This window comes from Micromonospora arida (assembly GCF_042873195.1).
Classification (GTDB): Bacteria; Actinomycetota; Actinomycetes; order Mycobacteriales; family Micromonosporaceae; genus Micromonospora; species Micromonospora arida.
Genome location: NZ_JBIALC010000020.1, coordinates 14,563 through 33,138 on the forward strand (window position 1 = coordinate 14,563; position 18,576 = coordinate 33,138).

22 protein-coding genes are annotated in these 18,576 nt (G+C 72.5%); 9 read left to right on the forward strand and 13 right to left on the reverse strand.

Annotated features, from left to right (window positions below):
* Window positions 1-429: 429 nt before the first annotated feature.
* Entirely contained in the window at window positions 430-678 is a 249-nt protein-coding gene (locus ACFYP0_RS32415) for a DUF2630 family protein (RefSeq protein ID WP_091403743.1), read from the forward strand.
* A gap of 43 nt (window positions 679-721) precedes the next feature.
* On the opposite strand, the gene ACFYP0_RS32420 is transcribed toward ACFYP0_RS32415, so the two are convergent.
* The 3 genes from ACFYP0_RS32420 to ACFYP0_RS32430 all read right to left on the reverse strand — a co-directional run bounded on the left by ACFYP0_RS32420 (window position 722) and on the right by ACFYP0_RS32430 (window position 3,408).
* The gene (locus ACFYP0_RS32420; protein WP_124853769.1) at window positions 722-1,654 is read right to left on the reverse strand and encodes a serine protein kinase RIO; all 933 of its coding nucleotides are present in this window, start codon (window positions 1,652-1,654) and stop codon (window positions 722-724) included.
* Between the two features lie 183 nt (window positions 1,655-1,837).
* Window positions 1,838-2,482: an HAD family hydrolase gene (locus ACFYP0_RS32425; RefSeq protein ID WP_124853768.1), complete on the reverse strand. Its 645-nt coding sequence runs from the start codon at window positions 2,480-2,482 to the stop codon at window positions 1,838-1,840.
* Window positions 2,483-2,547: 65 nt separating this feature from the next.
* Window positions 2,548-3,408, reverse strand: a complete 861-nt coding sequence (locus tag ACFYP0_RS32430; protein ID WP_244218763.1) for a carbon-nitrogen hydrolase family protein — start codon at window positions 3,406-3,408, stop codon at window positions 2,548-2,550.
* 77 nt (window positions 3,409-3,485) lie between these two features.
* Between ACFYP0_RS32430 and ACFYP0_RS32435 the strand changes: the two genes are divergently transcribed.
* From ACFYP0_RS32435 to mug, 6 genes are all read left to right on the forward strand, one after another.
* Entirely contained in the window at window positions 3,486-4,058 is a 573-nt protein-coding gene (locus ACFYP0_RS32435; RefSeq protein ID WP_091403732.1) for a TetR/AcrR family transcriptional regulator, read from the forward strand.
* A gap of 81 nt (window positions 4,059-4,139) precedes the next feature.
* Window positions 4,140-5,069 carry a TIGR04222 domain-containing membrane protein gene (locus ACFYP0_RS32440; RefSeq protein ID WP_124853766.1) on the forward strand — a complete coding sequence of 310 codons (930 nt, stop codon included), beginning with the start codon at window positions 4,140-4,142 and terminating at the stop codon, window positions 5,067-5,069.
* Complete coding sequence (locus tag ACFYP0_RS32445; protein ID WP_124853765.1) at window positions 5,066-5,884, forward strand: DUF692 domain-containing protein; 819 nt, start codon at window positions 5,066-5,068, stop codon at window positions 5,882-5,884. Before ACFYP0_RS32440 ends, ACFYP0_RS32445 begins: the two co-directional genes overlap by 4 nt.
* Window positions 5,881-6,417, forward strand: a complete 537-nt coding sequence (locus tag ACFYP0_RS32450) for a hypothetical protein (protein WP_244218762.1) — start codon at window positions 5,881-5,883, stop codon at window positions 6,415-6,417. The genes ACFYP0_RS32445 and ACFYP0_RS32450 overlap by 4 nt, the downstream gene beginning before the upstream one ends.
* Window positions 6,402-7,163 carry an SDR family oxidoreductase gene (locus ACFYP0_RS32455; RefSeq protein WP_112639269.1) on the forward strand — a complete coding sequence of 254 codons (762 nt, stop codon included), beginning with the start codon at window positions 6,402-6,404 and terminating at the stop codon, window positions 7,161-7,163. The genes ACFYP0_RS32450 and ACFYP0_RS32455 overlap by 16 nt, the downstream gene beginning before the upstream one ends.
* Before the next feature lie 29 nt (window positions 7,164-7,192).
* On the forward strand, window positions 7,193-7,786 hold the full coding sequence (gene mug, locus ACFYP0_RS32460; protein ID WP_244218761.1) for a G/U mismatch-specific DNA glycosylase: 594 nt from the start codon (window positions 7,193-7,195) through the stop codon (window positions 7,784-7,786).
* A 129-nt stretch (window positions 7,787-7,915) separates the two neighbouring features.
* Here mug and ACFYP0_RS32465 read toward each other — a convergent pair whose 3' ends face one another.
* From ACFYP0_RS32465 to ACFYP0_RS32475, 3 genes are all read right to left on the reverse strand, one after another.
* Window positions 7,916-9,892: an ABC transporter ATP-binding protein gene (locus tag ACFYP0_RS32465; protein WP_208740824.1), complete on the reverse strand. Its 1,977-nt coding sequence runs from the start codon at window positions 9,890-9,892 to the stop codon at window positions 7,916-7,918.
* Between the two features lie 114 nt (window positions 9,893-10,006).
* Window positions 10,007-10,774, reverse strand: coding sequence for an enoyl-CoA hydratase/isomerase family protein (locus ACFYP0_RS32470; RefSeq protein ID WP_124853763.1), 768 nt, complete (start codon window positions 10,772-10,774; stop codon window positions 10,007-10,009).
* Between the two features lie 46 nt (window positions 10,775-10,820).
* Window positions 10,821-11,048, reverse strand: coding sequence for a helix-turn-helix domain-containing protein (locus ACFYP0_RS32475; RefSeq protein WP_007462679.1), 228 nt, complete (start codon window positions 11,046-11,048; stop codon window positions 10,821-10,823).
* Between the two features lie 216 nt (window positions 11,049-11,264).
* Here ACFYP0_RS32475 and ACFYP0_RS32480 point away from each other — a divergent pair, with 216 nt between their 5' ends.
* Window positions 11,265-11,864 carry a cadmium resistance transporter gene (locus ACFYP0_RS32480; protein ID WP_124853762.1) on the forward strand — a complete coding sequence of 200 codons (600 nt, stop codon included), beginning with the start codon at window positions 11,265-11,267 and terminating at the stop codon, window positions 11,862-11,864.
* Between the two features lie 19 nt (window positions 11,865-11,883).
* Here ACFYP0_RS32480 and ACFYP0_RS32485 read toward each other — a convergent pair whose 3' ends face one another.
* On the reverse strand, window positions 11,884-13,488 hold the full coding sequence (locus ACFYP0_RS32485) for an ABC-F family ATP-binding cassette domain-containing protein (protein WP_124853761.1): 1,605 nt from the start codon (window positions 13,486-13,488) through the stop codon (window positions 11,884-11,886).
* Between the two features lie 263 nt (window positions 13,489-13,751).
* On the opposite strand from ACFYP0_RS32485, the gene ypfJ reads away from it, so the two are divergent.
* Window positions 13,752-14,678 carry a KPN_02809 family neutral zinc metallopeptidase gene (gene ypfJ, locus ACFYP0_RS32490; protein ID WP_124853760.1) on the forward strand — a complete coding sequence of 309 codons (927 nt, stop codon included), beginning with the start codon at window positions 13,752-13,754 and terminating at the stop codon, window positions 14,676-14,678.
* 72 nt (window positions 14,679-14,750) lie between these two features.
* Here the strand turns inward: ypfJ and ACFYP0_RS32495 are convergent, their stop codons facing one another.
* The 6 genes from ACFYP0_RS32495 to ACFYP0_RS32520 all read right to left on the reverse strand — a co-directional run bounded on the left by ACFYP0_RS32495 (window position 14,751) and on the right by ACFYP0_RS32520 (window position 18,569).
* Window positions 14,751-15,110, reverse strand: coding sequence for a YybH family protein (locus ACFYP0_RS32495; protein ID WP_124853759.1), 360 nt, complete (start codon window positions 15,108-15,110; stop codon window positions 14,751-14,753).
* Window positions 15,111-15,188: 78 nt separating this feature from the next.
* The gene (locus tag ACFYP0_RS32500; RefSeq protein ID WP_386998473.1) at window positions 15,189-15,488 is read right to left on the reverse strand and encodes a muconolactone Delta-isomerase family protein; all 300 of its coding nucleotides are present in this window, start codon (window positions 15,486-15,488) and stop codon (window positions 15,189-15,191) included.
* A gap of 96 nt (window positions 15,489-15,584) precedes the next feature.
* Window positions 15,585-16,232, reverse strand: a complete 648-nt coding sequence (locus ACFYP0_RS32505; RefSeq protein ID WP_386998474.1) for an acVLRF1 family peptidyl-tRNA hydrolase — start codon at window positions 16,230-16,232, stop codon at window positions 15,585-15,587.
* A gap of 166 nt (window positions 16,233-16,398) precedes the next feature.
* Window positions 16,399-17,031 (reverse strand): LysE family transporter, encoded by a 633-nt coding sequence (locus tag ACFYP0_RS32510; protein ID WP_386998475.1) that lies wholly within the window; start codon window positions 17,029-17,031, stop codon window positions 16,399-16,401.
* A gap of 315 nt (window positions 17,032-17,346) precedes the next feature.
* Window positions 17,347-17,937 carry a TIGR03086 family metal-binding protein gene (locus ACFYP0_RS32515; protein WP_386998476.1) on the reverse strand — a complete coding sequence of 197 codons (591 nt, stop codon included), beginning with the start codon at window positions 17,935-17,937 and terminating at the stop codon, window positions 17,347-17,349.
* A gap of 185 nt (window positions 17,938-18,122) precedes the next feature.
* Window positions 18,123-18,569 carry a metal-sulfur cluster assembly factor gene (locus ACFYP0_RS32520; RefSeq protein ID WP_124821554.1) on the reverse strand — a complete coding sequence of 149 codons (447 nt, stop codon included), beginning with the start codon at window positions 18,567-18,569 and terminating at the stop codon, window positions 18,123-18,125.
* Between the last annotated feature and the right edge of the window lie 7 nt (window positions 18,570-18,576).

Here is an 18,576-nt window from a genome sequence, read left to right on the forward strand (position 1 = left end):
TGACACTGGCGGGGCGCGCCTCGGACACCTGCGACATCGAACCACGTCTCCTCGTCGTCCCGGCGACCGCAGCGGTCCACTTCGGTCGGGCAGGTTGATGAAACTTTCACCTTCTGGGCTGCCCGGAAGCATCTCACCAAACGAGGGGCACCTCCAGACTTGCGGACGGCGCAATTTCCATCTACGTGCACCCACGCTTGTCGATGTTCTCACCACGCTCGATTCCTGAATGGATACTCAGGCACTCCACCAAGCCGGGTGCACCGACGGTCCAGTGCGATGGGAGGAACGAGCGGGTGCCGCCGACCTGGCTGCGGCATCGGCACCGGACGGGCGGCGTCGGGCCGACCGGTGCGGGTCGGTGACCCGGGACGCACCGGTACCCCCGAATCCGGGCGATGCCCGGCACCCTGTGCCAGGCTCTGTGGCATGGACGACAAGACCATCCTGAACCGGATCTCCGAGCTGGTCGACGAGGAACACAAGCTGCGTGCCGACGCCCAGGCCCACGAGTCGGGCACCGAGGGCGAGGCCAGCGAGCGACTGCGCGCCCTGGAGGAGTCCCTCGACCAGTGCTGGGACCTGCTGCGCCGCCGGCGGGCCGCCCGGGAGACCCACGGCGACCCGGACGCCCAGGGCGAACGCCCCAAGCCCGAGGTGGAGCGCTACCTGCAATAGCCGACGTGGCGGGTCGGGCGGTGTGGCGCCCGACCCGCTCGGATCAGCGCAGGCCCGCCTCGTGCAGCAGTTCTCCGGTCAACAGGCCGGGGTCCACCTGCTCGGCGGGGAGACCCCGGGCCGCGAACCAGGCGCCGACCACCCGCACATCGCGGGCCAGGAACTCCGGCCCCTGTGGGTTCGCCACCACGTCGACCACCTGCGGCAGGTCGATCACGACCAGCCGACCCTGGTGCACGAGCAGGTTGTACGGCGACAGGTCGCCGTGCGCATAGCCGGCCCGAGCCAGCACCCGCAGCGCCTCCACCAGTTGGGCCCACAGGTCACGCAGCTCCGTCGGACCGGGTCGCAACTGGGCCAGCCGGGGTGCCGCCTCCCCCGACTCGGCGTCACCGACGAACTCCAGCATCAGCTCGGTGCCCCGCAACTGCACCGGGTACGGCACGGCGATCCGGTCGTGCCCGGCGCCGATCTCCCAGAGCCGGCTGAGCGCGGCGAACTCGGCCGCCGCCCACTGCCCGGCGATCATCTGCCGGCCAAACGCCGTCCGGCCGGCCATCGCCCGGTTCTCCCGGGACCGGCGCACCCGACGGCCCTCCAGGTAGCCGGCATCGCGGTGGAACAACCGGTGCTCAGGATCGCGGTAGCGTTTCACCGCGAGCAGGCAGGACCGGTCGGTGTCCGGCACGGCGCGACGGACCAGGTGGACGTCCGCCTCCTTGCCGGTCTTCAACACACCCAGCTCGGTGTCCTTGGCGGCCAACTCGGTGACCAGCCAGGCGGGGTGCGGGTGTGGCCCGTGCACGGCGTCGTCCCAGGACGACCAGCGCTCGCCGGTGTCCGGGTCGGGCTCGCTGTCCGGGTCTGCGAGCGGCTCGGTGGGCCGCTCGCGCTTCAGAAACTGCGGTTCGTCGTCGTCGAAGCGGCTCTTGCCGCGGCTTCGGCGCTCGAGCGCCGGAAGGTCATGATCGCGCACTGTGGTGAGGTTCCCTTGGTCGAGGCTGAGATAGGCAGCTGGAAGCGACCTGCAAAGACGGCCATGACCGACCCCCTATCCTCGACCGGGCACACGCCCGGGATGCACCATGCGCCGACAATGCTCGTACCACCACGTCGGCCGGTCAACCGAATTACCGAGCCGCCGACGGCGCGGAAGCCCTCAGCGGGCCAGGACGGTGGCGACGGCGGCGATCAACCCGTCCACCGTGCGGCTCGGCGCGAACCGGACGTCCGACCAGGTGCGCCCTCGGTGCAGCCAGACGCTGGGCAGCCCGACGGCGGCGGCTCCGCCGATGTCCGCCTCCGGGCTGTCACCGATCACCCACGCCCCCCGCAGCGGCATCCGGACCCGCTGGGCGGCGAGCGCGAAGATTCTCGGGTTGGGCTTGCTGACGCCGGCCTCCTCGGAGATCACCCAGTCCGCGACGTACTGGTCCAGCCCGGTCTGGCGAATCTTGGCGTCCTCGACGCGTACGGTGCCGTTGCAGACCACCACCGGCACCCAGCCGGCGTCGTCGGCGATCCGCAGCGCGCAGGCGGTCAGCGGGTCGAGCCGGGTCTGCGCCACCACCCCGTCGTGCAGCTCCTCGACCAGGTCGATCGAGGGAATGCGCAGCTCGTAGCGGTCCCGGATGGCGTCGGCGAGGTCCCAGCGGTCGGTGAGACCGTCGGCGTCGATCGAGATCAGCCAGTCGATGTCGGTGGGGGGCGCGCCGATGCTGTCCAGGAAGCGCTCACCCCAGCGGCGGAACGGCCCGGCCCGATCCAGCAGGGTGTTGTCCAGGTCCAGCAGGAGCAGTGGCACTCGGGCACCCTACGGGACCGACGTGTCCGCCAACAGATGCGGCGGGTATCGAGCTGACGAAGGGCTCAGCCAGGCATCGACAGCCGCGTGCCGCCCTGGTCCGGCAGCCGATCGACGAGCATCGAGTGGGCCGCCCGGGTGGCCGCGAGCACGGCGGGATCCAGCGTCGCCACCAGCACCGCCGTGCCGTCGTCTGCCCCGCGAGCCAGCACCCGCCCCTCGGGGTCGTAGATGGCCGCACCGCCGTTGAACCGCCACGGGTCGACGCCGCCGACCGCGTTGGCGAAGACCACGAACATCGTGTTGTCCAGGGCACGCGCGGCGTAGTACAGATCCCGGCGGTGCTCGGAGCCGGCCAGGTATCCGCTGGGGCACAGGTAGGCGTGTGCGCCGTCGAGGGCGGCGGCCCGGCCGTGCTCGGGGAAACAGCCGTCGTAGCAGATGCCCAGCCCGAGCCGCCAGTCGTCGACGAGCAGCGTGGCACCCCGATCGCCGGGGGTGAACAGCTCCCGTTCGTCGCCCCACAACTGCTGCTTGTCGTACCCGACCCGCACCTCGCCGGTCCGGTCCACCACCAGCGCCGCGATGGTCCGCCGACCGTCCGGGTGCCGAACGGCCGCGCCGACCAGCGCGGTGACGCCGGCCTCGCGCGCCGCCGCCCGCAGCGGTTCGAGCCGGGGATCCGCGACCATCCCGGCCGGATCGGCCGCGACGTCCGTGCCGGCCGGGTCGGCGGCGAGGACCGGCGGGTGGTACGCGCAGAGGAACAGCTCGGGCAGGACGGCCACCCGGGCACCCCGCTCGCCGGCTCGGCGGACCAGGTCGGCGGCCATGACCGCGTTGCCGGCGACGTCGCCCGGCGTGGGGGTGGCCTGGACGGTGGCCACAGTCAGCGGGGAGTTTGGCAGGGTGCGGGGCTGGGTCACCGGCCGATGGTAATCGGCGACGTCCCAAGCCGTACGTACGGTTTGCATGCCCCGGGGTGACCTGCAACGATCGACGTGTGCCCAGAGTAAGCCAGGACCAGCTCGACGCTCGCCGGCAGGAGATCCTCGCCGCGGCCCGGGCGTGTTTCGCCCGGCTCGGCTACGAGGGGGCAACCGTACGCCGCCTCGAGGAGGCAACCGGCCTGTCCCGTGGCGCGATCTTCCACCACTTCCGCGACAAGGACTCGCTCTTCCTCGCCGTCGCCGAGGACGACGCCGCGGCGATGGTCGAGACGGTGGCCCGCAACGGTCTGGTGCAGGTGATGCGCGATCTGCTCGCCCGCGCCGTCTCCCCCGACACCACCGGCTGGCTGGGCAGCCAACTGGAGGTCTCCCGGCGGCTGCGCACCGACCCGGCGTTCGCCCGACGGTGGGCGGAGCGGTCCGCCGCCATCGCGGAGGCGACCCGGGACCGGCTGGCCCGCCAGCGCGACGCCGGGGTGCTGCGCGAGGACGTACCGATCGACGTGCTGGCCCAGTTCCTGGAGCTGGCCTACGACGGCCTGGTGCTGCACCTGGCCATGGGCCGACCGGCCGGTGACCTGGGCCCGGTGCTCGACCTCGTCGAGGAGGCGGTCCGCCGCCACTGACCGCGCGCACACCGGTCGGACGCCCCTGGCGGGGCTGCTCCACAATGGGGCCGCCGATCCCTCCGGTGACAGGAGCAGCCGATGAACGTCCACGCCGCGTCCGGCGACACCTGGGGCATCTCCGGCCCGACATTCCTCCGGTACTACATCGCGGCGGCCGTCCTGGTGGTGGCGATCGTGGCGTACCACCGGATCCGTCTCGCGGCCGGGTCGAGCGCCGCCATGACCGCCGATCCCCTCGGACCACAGCAGGTCGCGTACCTCAACGGTGGCCCTCAGCTCGCGGTGCACGCGGCGCTGGGCGGGCTGCGCGGCAGCGGCGCGGTCGGCGTACGACCGGACCGTCGGCTGACCACCGTCGGTGCCGCACCGACCGGGCTCACTCCCCTGGACCAGGCCATCCACTGGGCCGCCCACCAGCACTCGCGGGTCCGGGATCTGCCACAGGACGAGCGCGTACGCGTCGCGCTGCACCAGATCCGCAACGGCCTGGAGCAGCGCGGGCTGCTGACCAACGACGCGCAGCGCGCGCGGGCCCGCTTCTGGGCCACGCTCCTGATCGCCCTGCTGGGTCTCGGTGTGCTCCGGTTGGTCTCCGGCCTGTTCAGCGGCCGCCCGGTCGGCTACCTGCTGCTGACCCTGGTCACGCTCCTGATCGTCACGCTGGTGCTGCGTCGGGTCCCGGTGCTCACCCGGGCCGGTCGGGCCGCTCTGCGCTCCGTCCGCCGCCAGCACACCCACCTCGCCCCCGCCTCCGCGCCGGCCTACGCCACCTACGGAGCGGCCGGCGCGGCGATGGGCGTGGCCCTGTACGGCACCGCCTCGCTCTGGGCGCTCGACCCGGGCTTCGCCGAGCAGGCCGAGATCCAGCGCCAGGCCGCTGCCGGCAGCGGCTGGTCCGGAGGGTCCGACGGATCCTCGGGCGGTGGTGACAGCTCCGGCTCGGACGGCGGCAGCTCCTGCGGCGGTGGAGGCGGCGGGTGCGGGGGCGGCGGCGGGTGCGGCGGATGACCGGCCCGTCCGGGGTCGGCATCGGCTGGCGTCCGGAGATCGCCGGCTTCGTGGCCGAACTGCCCGGCCTGCGCTTCGTCGAGGTGGTGGCCGAGGGGGTGCCCGCCTCCGGGCCGCTCCCGCCCGGTCTGACGCAGCTACGGGACCGCGCGGTGACCGTCGTACCGCACGGGGTGCGGCTCTCCCTCGGCGGCGCCGAGCCGGTCGACCCCGCCCGGGTCGCCCACCTGGCCGCGGTGGCGCAACGCCTGGACGCCCCGCTGGTCAGCGAGCACATCGCGTTCGTCCGGGCCGGCGGCCTGGAGGCCGGCCACCTGCTGCCGCTGCCGCGCAGCAGGGAAGCAGTCGACGCGGTCTGCGCCAACGTGGCCCGGGCACAGGCCGAGCTTCCGGTGCCGATCGCGCTGGAGCCGATCGCCGCGTTGCTCGACTGGCCCGACGACGAGTTGACCGAGGCGGACTTCCTCACCGAGATCCTCGACCGGACCGGGGCACTGCTGCTGCTGGACGTGGCCAACGTGCACGCCAACGCCCGCAACCGGGGCGCCGACCCGCTGGCGTTGCTGGACCGCCTGCCGCTGGAGCGGGTCGCGTACGCCCACGTGGCCGGCGGCGCGGAGCACGGCGGTCTCTACCACGACACCCACACCGACCCGGTGCCGACGGCGGTGCTGGAGCTGGTCGGCGCGCTCTGCGCCCGGCGGCGACCGCCGGCGCTGCTGCTGGAGCGCGACGGCCACTATCCGCCGGCCGCCGAACTCCGCGCCGAACTGGACGCCCTGGCCTCCGCCGCGGGCTTCCCGGCCGTGACATGACGGGCGCAGGCTCCGCGCCGACGCCCCGCGCCGGCCTGGCCGAGCGGCAGGCCGAACTGGTCGCGGCGCTGGTCGCCGGGGGTGAGCCGCCGACGGGCTTCGCGCCGGGACCGCTGGCCGCCACCCGCGCGGCCCTGCTGCGCAAGCGGGCCGGCGAGGTGGCCCGGCACTGGCCACTGCTCGCCGCGGGCCTTGGCGCCAGGTGGTCGACCACCTTCACCGACTGGGCCGCTGGACGACCCACCGCCGGATCGCTGCGCGACGGTTGGGACCTGGCCCGGGCGCTGCACGACCGGCACGCGCTCCCCCCGGCGGCCGCCGAGGAGTTGGCCGTCCGGGAGGCACGCCTGCGCTACGACGGGGTTCGGGCGCCGCGTCCGCGCCGGGTGCCGGCGGTGGGCCGCGCCGGCGGCGCCGTCGCGGTGCAGATCGCCGGCCGGGTACGCCTGCTGCGCCCCGCCCCACGGGTGTCCACCCGTGCTGGCGACGGAGTACCGGATGCGGCAGGATCGGAGTTATGGATCTCGGACTGACCGACCGCGTGTACGTCCTCACCGGCGCCTCCCGCGGCCTGGGTTACGCGACAGCGCAGTGCCTGGTCGCCGACGGTGCACGGGTGGTGCTCTCGGCCCGGGACCCGGACGCGGTGGCCGCCGCCGCACAGCAGCTGGGTGGCCCGGAGCATGCCGTCGGACTGACCGCCGACCTGGCCGACCCGGAGACCCCGGGGCAGCTCGTCGCCGCCGCGCAGGAGCATTTCGGCCGGCTCGACGGCGCGCTGATCTCGGTCGGTGGGCCACCGCCGGGCAACGCCGCAGCGGTCACCGACGAGCAGTGGCGGCTCTCCTTCGAGACCGTCTTCCTGGGCACCATCCGCGCCGTCCGCACGGTCGCCAACGCCCTGCCCGAGGGCGGCGCGATCGGGCTGGTGCTCTCCACCTCGGCGCGTGGCCCGGTGCCCGGTCTCGGCATCTCCAACGGTCTGCGGCCCGGCCTGGTCGGGGCGGCCAAGGACATCGCCGACGACTACGGCCCGCGGGGGGTCCGGGTGGTCGGCCTGTTGCCCGGCCGGATCATGACCGATCGCAACCGGGAGCTGTTCGGAGCGACCGGCGACCCGGAGCGGGCCCGCGCCGAGGCGGAGGCCGGCATCCCGCTGCGCCGCGTCGGCGACCCGGCCGAGTTCGGCCGGGTGGCCGCGTTCGTGCTCTCTCCCGCCGCGAGCTACCTCACCGGGATCACTCTGCCGGTCGACGGCGGCGCGCTACGCGGGCTGTGACCCCCGACGGAGCCCGACCCGCGCGTGCCGTGACGCCGCCCCTGACGACCCGGCCGACCCGAGCGGACCTGGCGGCGGCTGCGGACCGGACCATCCCCGACGTGCTCGCGCCGGGGCTGGCGGTGCTCTTCGTCGGCATCAACCCGGGCCTGTGGTCGGCGGCGACGGGCTGGCACTTCGCTCGACCCGGCAACCGGTTCTGGCCCGCCCTGCACCAGGGCGGGTTCACCCCCCGGCTGCTGCACCCCAGCGAACAGGACGAACTGCCCGCGCTCGGGCTCGGCATCACCAACATGGCCGCCCGGGCCAGCGCCCGCGCGGACGAACTGAGCACCGGGGAACTCCTCGACGGCGCGGCGATCCTGACCGACAAGGTGGCCCGGTACCGGCCGCGCTGGGTGGCCGTGGTGGGGGTGACCGCGTACCGGATCGGCTTTCAGCGGCCGAAGGCCACCTTCGGGCCGCAGCCGGAGCCGCTGGCCGGCGCCCGGCTGTGGGTGCTGCCCAACCCCAGCGGCCTGAACGCGCACTTCACCCCGGTCACCCTGGGCCTGGCGTTCGCCGAGTTGCGAACGGCGACCGACCTGCCGGACCGTCGGGCCGCCGGACCACCCGACCAATGATCGACTCGGTTTCAAGGAAGTCGGGCGGCCGCGGCGACTCAGATGCCCCGACTTCCAGGAATCCGAGTTGATCAACGCGCGGGGCTCGCGGGAGTGTGGGCGACGGACGCGACCCGTGATTGCTCGCCGTCAGTTGGCGGCGGCGGGCGGCAGCACCTCGTCGGCGCGGTAGGTGCCCAGCGGCATGACCACCGGCTCGGGGCCGGTCGCGTCGACGAACGGGGTGGGCGAGTCGGCGACCGCGAACTGGGTGCGGTACAGCTCGGCGTAGAGCCCACCGACCGCGACCAACTCCTCGTGCCGCCCCCGCTCCACGATCCGCCCACCGTCGAGGACCAGGATCTGGTCGGCGTCGCGCACGGTGGAGAGCCGGTGCGCGATCACCAGGGCGGTACGCCCGGCCAGCGCCACCGACAGCGCACGCTGCACCGCCGCCTCGCTCTCCGAATCCAGGTGGGCGGTCGCCTCGTCGAGGATCACGATCGACGGGGCCTTGAGCAGCAGCCGCGCGATCGCGATGCGTTGCTTCTCGCCGCCGGAGAACCGGTAGCCGCGCTCCCCCACTGTGGTGTCCAGACCGTCGGGGAGCGACCGGACCAGATCGGCCACCTGCGCGCCGGCCAGGGCGGCCCAGATCTCGTCGTCGGTGGCGTCCGGTTTGGCGTAGCGAAGATTCTCGGCGATCGTCTCGTGGAACAGGTGCGAATCCTGAGTGACCACACCGATCTCGTCGCGCAGGGAGGCGAGCGTCGCGTCGCGCACGTCCACCCCGCCGACGAGCACCTGCCCGTCGCTGACGTCGTAGATCCGGGAGATGAGCATCGACAGTGTCGACTTGCCCGCCCCGGACGGGCCGACCAGCGCGACCATCTGCCCCGGCTCGACGCTGAACGAGACCCCCTTGAGCACCGGCTCGTTGACGGTCCGGTCGAGCGTGGCGACCTCCTCCAGGGAGGCGAGGGAGATCTCGGCAGCGCTCGGGTAGCGGAAACGCACGTCGCGGAAGTCGACCCGGCCGGCGCCCAGGGGCACCGGCACCGCGTCGGGCTTCTCCACGATGCCCGGCTCGAGGTCGAGCACCTCGAAGACCCGGTCGAAGGAGACCAGCGCGCTCATCACGTCCACCCGGACGTTGGAGAGTGCCGTGAGCGGCCCGTACAGGCGGGTGAGCAGCAGCGCGAGCGTCACCACGGTGCCGGCGCTGACGCCGCCGGTGACCGCGAGCCAGCCGCCGAGACCGTAGGTCAGCGCCTGCGCCAGTGAGGCGACCAGCAGCATCGCCACGAAGAACGTGCGGGAGTACATCGCGGACTGGATGCCGATGTCGCGGACCCGCTCGGCCCGGTCGGCGAACCTGCGGGCCTCGATCTCGGGCTGGCCGAAGAGCTTCACCAGCAGCGCGCCGGCCACCCCGAACCGCTCGGTCATGGTCGCGTTCATCTTGGCGTCGAGGTTGTACGCCTCGCGGGTGATGTCCGCCAGCCGTCGACCGACCCGGCGGGCCGGAATGATGAAGATCGGCAGCAGCACCAGTGAGAGCGCGGTGATCTGCCAGGAGAGGGTGAACATCACCGCCGCGGTGAGCACCAACTGGATGACGTTGCTGACCACACCGGACAGGGTGGAGGTGAACGCCCGCTGGGCGCCGAGCACGTCGTTGTTGAGCCTGCTGACCAGGGCGCCGGTCTGGGTACGGGTGAAGAACTGCAACGGCATCCGCTGCACGTGGTCGTAGACCCGGGTGCGCAGGTTGAAGATGATGCCCTCGCCGATGCGGGCGGAATACCACCGTTGGGCCAGCGACAGCAGCGCGTCGGCGACCGCCAGCGCGGCGATGAACAGGGCCAGCCGCACCACGAGCCGGCCGGCCTCGGTGCCGCCCCGGTTGATCGCGTTGATCACGTCACCGGCGAGCACCGGAGTGGCCACGCCGATGATGGCGGCCAGCACCACGGTGGCCAGGAAGACGATGATGTCGCGCCGGTAGGGTTGGGCGAAGGCGACGATGCGGCCGGCCACCCCGCGCTTGAGTCGGTGGGTGGAGACCTCGTCGCGGTTGCGCATCGACCGGAGCATGCTCCACCCGGCCATGCCACCGCCGGACATCGGGTTGGACATCGCTCACCTCCGGGTTGCCGGGCAGACCGCACCGTCAGGCCAATTCTCCCGACGAGTGTGACAACCTCGGTCGTAACCCGGATCTTCCCGTGCGGTCCTTACCTATTCTCCCCTGCCGGCGAGGTCACGCAGCCGACGGGTCTGCGCCTCCCGCTCGGCGCGCTGCTGGTCGGCGTGCGACCGCCCGCCGGCACCGGCGAGCAACGCCTTGATCTCCACCACCGCGTCGCGGGCTCCGGAGAGCAGGCCTGCGGTCAGGTCCCGCACCGCGCCGTCCAGCTCGGCCGGGGGCACGACCAGGGTGGCCAGCCCGATCCGGTCCGCCTCGGCGGCGTCCAACCGGCGGCCGGTCGCACAGATCTCCAACGCCCGCGAATATCCGACCAACTCGACGAGGCGTTTCGTGCCGGCCAGGTCGGGCACCAGGCCGAGGGTCACCTCGGCCATCGACAGCTTCGCGTCCGTGGACAGCACTCGCAGGTCGCAGGCGAGCGCGAGCTGGAAGCCGGCACCGATCGCGTGGCCCTGTACGGCCGCGACGGAGACGACATCCGGCCGGTGCAGCCAGGTGAAACCGGCCTGGAACTCCGCGATGCGCTCGGCGCACTCCTGCTCGGGCAACGTGGCCAGCTCAGCGAAGGACCCCGGGCCGGAGGCGCCCGCCACCGCGAGATCGAGGCCGGCCGAGAACGCGCGACCCTCGCCGCGGACCACCACCACCCGCACGTCGCCGGGCAGGTCGCGGGAGAAGTCGCTCATCGCCTGCCACATCGCGGGCGTCTGGGCATTGAGCACGTCGGGCCGGCACAACGTCACCGTGGCGACCGGCCCGTCGCAAGTCAGCCGAACCCCGGTCGCCTCGGCGGTCACCGGACGTCCCGGGGCGCGGCGCTGGTGGACGACGCTGAGGGGCGGGTCACGCCTTCTTGCGGCGTCGGGCGCCACCGCGCTGACGCAGCTGCACGCCGGACTCGGTGAGCACTCGGTGGATGAACCCGTAGGAACGGCCGGTCGAGGCCGCCAACGCGCGGATGCTCTCCCCCGAGGTGTACCGCTTTACCAGGTCCTTGGCGAGCGTCTGACGCTCGGCTCCGACGATCCGGCGACCCTTCTCAGTGCTGGTGGCTGTGCCAGTGGCTGCCATGCTGTGTCCTCACGTCCCAGACTGTGCGGTTCGGATACGGTCCCACCTATTAGACCGCCTCGAACGATCATGCGCCAGATATCAACTCTTCGCCAACCGACACGCTATGCAATGTCAGCTTCCCGATAGAGTGATCCTGGCGATCCGGCCCGCCGCGGCGTCCGGGCGTACCACCGCCGGGAGCTGGCGGCTGCCGGCGGCCCGTAGCCTTCGGTCGTGATCGACCTGTTGAGCACCGCCGGCGCGGCGGCCGTGGTCTTCGCCGCCACCGACATCGACGACATCGTCATCCTGACGCTGTTCTTCGTCGCGGCCCGCACCACCGGCCGACCCCACACCTGGGAGATTGTCGCCGGGCAATACCTCGGTATCGGCGCGCTCGCGTTGGCCAGCGCGGTGATCGCGGGTGGACTCCTGGTGGTGCCCGACCCGTGGACGGGGCTGCTCGGCCTGCTGCCGATCGCGCTCGGCGTACGCGCGCTGCGGAGTTCGGGCGACGACGAGGCACCGGCGGTCGTCACCGGAGCGCTCGGCGTGGCCGGGGTGACGATCGCGAACGGCGCCGATAACGTCGCGGTCTACGTACCGGTGTTCCGGGCCCTCGGTGTGGCCGACAGCGCGGTGTTCCTGCTGGTCTTCGTGCTGCTGATCGCGCTCTGGTGCGTGGCCGGGGCCTGGCTGGGCGGGCACCGGAGAGTGGTGCGGCTGGTCGAGCGCGCCGGCGCCTGGCTGGTGCCGACGATCTTCATCGCCATCGGGCTGGTGATCCTGGTCAGCTCCGGCGTGCTCGGCCGACTGGTCGACCTGCTCGGCTGAACCGGCCGAGCAGCCTCGGTCAGGCCAGCTCGACCAGTTCGAGCAGGTCGTCGCTCCACGCGTCCTCGTCGCCGTCGGGCAGCAGGATGGCCCGGTCCGGCTTGAGCGCCAGCACCGCACCCGGGTCGTGGGTGACCAGGACGATCGCACCCGGGTAGTTGGCGATGGCGTCGAGCACCTGCTCCCGGCTGACCGGGTCGAGGTTGTTTGTCGGCTCGTCGAGCAACAGGACGTTGGCACCGGAACAGACCAGAGTGGACAGGGCCAGTCGGGTCTTCTCGCCGCCGGAGAGCACGCCGGCCGGCTTGTTCACGTCGTCACCGGAGAACAGGAACGCGCCAAGGATCTTGCGCAGGTCGGTGTCGGACTGCTCGACGGCGGCGGCGCGCATGTTCTCCAGCACCGTCCGCTCCACGTCCAGCGTCTCGTGCTCCTGGGCGTAGTAGCCCAGCCGCAGGCCGTGCCCCGCGTGCACCTCGCCGGTGTCCGGGCTGAGCAGCCCGCCGAGCATCCGCAGCAGGGTCGTCTTGCCGGCGCCGTTGAGCCCGAGGATGGCCACCCGGGAGCCCCGGTCCACCGCCACGTTGACGTCGGTGAAGATTTCCAGCGAGCCGTACGACTTGGACAGCCCGGTCGCCGTGAGCGGGGTCTTGCCGCACGGCGCGGGGCTGGGGAAACGCACCTTGGCCACCCGGTCGGAGACCCGCACCTCCTCCAGGCCGGAGATCAGCTTCTCGGCGCGGCGGGCCATGTTCTGCGCGGCCACGGTCTTGGTGGCCTTCGCCCGCATCTTGTCGGCCTGCGCCATCAACGCGCCGGCCTTCTTCTCCGCGTTGGCCCGCTCCCGGCGGCGGCGTCGCTCGTCGGTCTCGCGCGCCTCCAGGTACGCCTTCCAACCCAGGTTGTACACGTCGATGACCGACCGGGTGGCGTCGAGGAACCAGACCTTGTTGACCACCGACTCCAGCAGCGCGCCGTCGTGGGAGATCACGATCAGGCCGCCCTTGTGGTTGGCGAGGAAGCCCCGCAACCAGGTGATCGAGTCGGCGTCGAGGTGGTTGGTGGGCTCGTCGAGCAGCAGGATGCCGCCGCCGTTCTCGCCCGCGTCGCGGAACAGGATCCGGGCCAGCTCGATGCGGCGACGCTGACCACCGGAGAGGGTGCCGATGGTCTGCGCGAGTGCCCGGTCCGGTAGGCCGAGGTTGGCGCAGATCCGCGCGGCCTCAGCCTCGGCCGCGTACCCGCCGAGGGCGGCGAACTGGTCCTCCAGCGCGCCGTACCGACGGACCAGCTTGTCGGTGGCGTCCTCGGCGAGGCGGGCCTCGACCTCCTGCATCTGCGCCATCAGCACGTCCAGCCCGCGGGCGGAGAGCACCCGGTCGCGGCCGGTGACCTCCAGGTCACCCGTGCGCGGGTCCTGTGGCAGGTAGCCGATGGCGCTGCGCTGGTCGATCTGGCCGCCGTACGGCTGCCCCTCCCCGGCGAGCACCTTCAGCGTGGTGGTCTTGCCGGCGCCGTTGCGACCGACCAGGCCGATCCGATCACCGGGCTGCACGCGCAGCGTGGTGTCGGACAGCAGGATCCGGGAACCGGCACGCAGTTCCAGGCCGGTGGCAGTGATCATGTTCGCGGGCTCGCTCTCGGGGTTGGAAGGCTGACTCGGGGCACGCGAAACGGCCGGCGGGCTCAAGGGGCCCGACGGCGCGGGGCGGTTCAGCCTTCGCAGCGCAGCACCTGACAAGTGTACCGGGCGCCGCAGAACGGCCCGCCCGGATTACCGATCAAGATCATCGGGTATCGGAACGCCTGTCCGGACCCCGTCCGGCACTTGATGGACGAAACGACACACAAACGACACTTACCGGCATACGGCGATCGGGGTCACGCATGGAACTCAACGAGCGGGCCGAGCTCGACACCTCCCAGGCCAACGACCTGGGCCGGGGCGGCGGCGGGTCGGGCGGCGGCTTCGGCATCCCCATCCCCGGCGGCGGCGGCCGGGGCGGCATCATCGGAATCGTGGTGGCCGTGCTCGTCGCCCTGCTCGGCGGCGGGTTCGGTCTCAACGCCATGACCAACGGCGACGAGGGCGGCGGTCAGGCCGGCGGCACCGACCTGGAGCAGTTGTGCTCCCGCGACAACCCCGACCGTCTCGACGACGCGCGCTGCCGGAACCTGCTCTACGTCAACAGCATCCAGGACTACTGGAAGAAGGCGTACCCCGAACTGGGCAGGAGCGACTACGAGGTCACCACCACGAACTTCTTCCAGGCGGCTGTGAACACCGGCTGCGGGCAGGCCGACTCGGGTGTCGGCCCGTTCTACTGCCCCGCGGACCGGAAGGTGTACATCGACCTGAGCTTCTACGACGAGCTGGCCTCCCGGTTCGGCGCCAAGGGTGAGTTCGCCCAGCCGTACGTGCTCGCCCACGAGTACGGCCACCACGTCCAGAACCTGCTCGGCACCAACGCGAAGGCCGGCCAGGGCGACCAGAGCGGGCCTCGCTCCGCCTCCGTGCGGTTGGAACTCCAGGCCGACTGCTACGCCGGCGCCTGGGCCAGGAACGCCACCGAGAGCAAGGACAAGACCGGCCAGCAGCCGCTGTTCAAGTCGATCACCGAGGCCGACATCAGCCAGGCCATCGACGCCGCCGAGGCGATCGGCGACGACAGCATCCAGGAGCGCTCCGGCGGGCGGGTCAACCCCGACCAGTTCACCCACGGCACGTCCGAGCAGCGCAAGCGCTGGTTCAACCAGGGCTACGACCGCGGGGACCCGAAGACCTGCGACACCTTCGGCACCGACCAGCTCTGACATCCGCTCCGAGATCGTGGCAGGCCCCTCGGCGGGCCTGCCACGATCGTCATTCCTGCCGAAGCTCCCGGATCAGGGCAGCCGCGAGACCTGGTAGTGGCCGATGAGCCAGTCGTCGTCGACCCGCCGCAGGAGCACGCCGAGGTTGACGGTCAGGGCCGGCCGGTCGGTGAAGCCGAACTCCACCTCCAGGTAGCCGAGGATCACGTCGTCGGCGAGACGGCGGATCTCCCGGATGTCGTACGCGGCGGTAAGGCCGAGCGGCTGTCCGGCGTAGTACGCGGCGACACCGGCAGGCCCGACCGTGTACGGCTGCAACCCCTGAAAGATCGCGTCGTCGGTGAAGCACGCCGCGACCCGATCGGGCTCGTGGGCGTCGACAGCCGATTTCCACCGGTCGAGGACGGTACGCAGAATCTGAGCGTCGGACATGATGATCTCCCTGCTGGACGGACGTGCCCCGTTGCGTGCCTGTCGAGCTGCCCCAGGTGCGAGACGACCCCTCCAGGCTCAGCGAGGCGGCTGACCCGGGTCGTTCGGGTGCGGCGTCAACGGCGTCACGGTCTCGCGCCGCCAGGCGCGCAGCGGCATCGACGCTAGGACCGCCTCCAACTCCTCCGCGTCGGCGGCCTGGAAGAGCCCCCACGTACGCCACTCCCCCGGCGCCAGCGGCGGCCGCCACAGCCGCAGGAGACTGCCCTGGGCCGTCAGCTCGGCCGACCGCGCCGCCTCTCGCGCGCGCATGTCGGCGACGTCGTCCTCCGATGTTCCCTGCGGCACCGTCGTCACCATGTCAACCAGAAACTCCACGCGCCCATCCTCCGGCGGCCAGCCGGGCAGCACGCCGCGAACCCCGTTTTGCGTGGCGATCGTCTCCCCGCCGAACGCCGCCAGTGAAGGCCCAGGTCAGTCCGGGTCGCGCACCAGGATCCGTACCGCCCGGGCCGCACCCACCGCCGCGACCAGCACCGCGTGCCGGGGCTCTGGCACGTCGAGCAGCCGCTCCGCCCGCAACGGCACGAGCGGGGCCAACCGCCGGTCGGCGAGCACCCCGTCCACCGCCCGCCGGTCACCGCCGCAGACCAACGCGGCGAGCGTCGCCACCTCCGGCAACAGCAGCCGTACGGCCAGGTCCGCCGCGTCACCCAACGCAGCCTTCGCCTGGTTGTCGCGCCGGCGGGCGAACCGGTGCTGCGACCATCCCCCCGCAGCGGTGCGCCCCTGCACGTACCGGGTGTCCACCTTGGAGACGACGAGGTCGGCGCCCTCGGCCACCCCGAGCGCCACCGCGCCCTTGCGGGCCAGCAGCAGGCCGATCCGGCAGGGCATGACGGCGGAGGCCACGAACCCGGCCACATCCACGCCGGCCGGCGCACCCGGTGGGGCGTACAGCTCAGCGGTTGCCCCGTCCGGGGCGGCGAGCAGTAGGCCGTACTCCTGGGCGCTGGTGGTGGGCGGGCCGTGCCGGTCGGAGAAGCCCTCGACCCAACGGCCGACGCGGGCCGGGTCGACCTCGACCCACCGGCCTCCGCCGGCTGCGGGTCGACTGGTCATCGCCCGACCGTACGGCACAGCGACCCCACCCGGGCCCCCGGGCGGCCCCGGGCCCGGCCCGGAACACCAGGCGACACCGCCGACCCGGCGCGGTCCGGCGCCGGGTCGGGTGGCTCAGCCGTCAGACGGTTGCCGTGACCGTTCACCCCGGCAGTAGCGCGGCCACTCACCCTGGCAGTAGCGCGGCCACCGCCAGCGCGGCGATCAGCGCGCTGGAGACCAGGCCGGTGACCAGCCGCCCCCGCGGCCCGGTCAACGCCCTGCCGACCACAGTGCCACCGCCGGCGATGACCAATTGCCAACTCGCCGATGCCAGGAACACCCCGGCCACGAAGAGCGCCGCCGGGACCACGCCCGAATCGGCCGTGTCCCGGCGGCCGAGCACCAGCGCGGCGAAGTAGAGCACCGTCATCGGGTTCAGCAGGGTCAACCCGAGCAGCGCCGCGTAGGCCCGCCCCGGAATGCTCATGCCCCCACCGTCGCGTGCCGTCGGCGGCCGCCGCGAGCGGTGCGCGGACCACGTCCGCCACAGGCCGTGCCCGGCAAGACCCAGCAGGACCACGGCGGCGACCACCCGCAGTGGCCCGGCGACCGGCGCGATGATTCCAGCCAGGCCGGCGCCGCCGAGCACGGCCACCACCGCGTAGAGCCCGTCCACTGTCGCCACCGCGAGCGCTGCGGCCGCACCCACCCGAAACGAGGTACGGGCGCTGAGCCCCAGAATGAGAATCGCGATCGCACCGACGGGAATGGCGACGCCGTAGCCGGCCACGAGACCGGCGAGGAACGCCCCGGTCATGGACGTCGGCGGCGGGCCGAGGTTCGTCCCCGAAGCGCCCGCTGTCGACGCACGGCAGTGGCCGCACGGACAGGAACCTGCTTCGGGTACGCCTCAATCACAAACGCATCCTCCGCGCGGACCCGCGCCCCCGCCACCGATTTTCCCCGCGCCCCGCGCCCCGCGCCCCACGCCCCACGCCCCACGCCCCACGCCCCACGCCAAGATCGTGCTCGAACCAGGATGTAGTGGCCTCGGTGGCGCACCGAGGCCACTACATCAATGATCGAGCGCGATCTTGGGTTGTTCGGGGGTCGGCCGACCGGTTTCAGGCGGTCACCGGGGGTCGCGACCGAGGTAGGAGAGCAGGGCGGCGACCTCGTCGGCCTCCGGAGCGCTGTCGATCGCCGGGGCGTACGCGCCGTAGGCTCGCAGCGGCTCGACGATCTGCCGGGCCACCACCAGCAGGGGGCGGGCCAGTTCGGCGCCGAGCGGGGACGGCTGGCCGGTGGCCACCGCGATGTCCCAGGCGTGCACTGCCGCGTCCAGGGCGCACGCTACGGCGCCGATCTCGGCCGGCAGCTTGCCCTGAGGCAGCGGCGTGGGCACCTGCGAGGCGTCGTCGGCGACACCCTTCCAGGCTCGGGCGGACGCGTCGAGGGCAGCGCGCAGGCCAGCGAGCTTGTCGCCGTCGACCCGGCCGGAGGGCGCGAACGGGTCCTCCGTCGGCCCTGGCCCGCCGTCGATCGCCGCCGCGAAGGCGAGCTGGTCGCCGGCCGCGTGCTGAAGCACCTGGGTGACGTTCCACCGCTCGCACGGCGTGGGCCGCTCCCAGGCGTCGGCAGGAATCCTCTCGGCTGCCGTCCGAAGCGCCTCGTGCGCCGCTTCGAGCACGGTCCGCCACTGCCCCGCTGCCATCTCGCTCATCGTCCTGCCCTCTCTGCCGGCTTCCAGCGAGCTTTCCCACCCGCCAACGGATCGGAATATTCCGCTCCGTTCGATGGAGCCAGCCTAGCAGACCGGAACGATCCGTTCCACTGTTTTCGCCTGGGCCTGGAACGCGTCGAGCGCGGTACCCGGACGGGTACCGCGCTCGACGAAGTGGGATCGGGTCAGACGTTGAAGCCGAGGGAGCGGAGCTGGTCCCGACCCTCATCAGTGATCTTGTCCGGGCCCCACGGCGGGAGCCAGACCCAGTTGATCCGGATGTCGTTGACCAGGCCGCCGCCGGGGCCGGTGGTCAGCGCCTGCCGGGTCTGGTCCTCGATGACGTCGGTCAGCGGGCAGGCCGCCGAGGTGAGCGTCATGTCCAGGGTGGCGACGTTCTCGTCGTCGACGTGGACGCCGTACACGAGGCCCAGGTCGACCACGTTGATGCCGAGTTCCGGGTCGACGACGTCCTTCATCGCCTCCTCGATGTCGGCGATCATCGCCTTGCTGACGCCGCCCGCGGGAGCAGCGGCGTCACCGGTGCCATCGGTCGTCGCGGCGTCGGTCTGCGGCACCACTGTGGTGTCACCGGCCTCCGGCGTCGCCTCAGTAGCGGTGTTCTCGCTCATGCCGTCC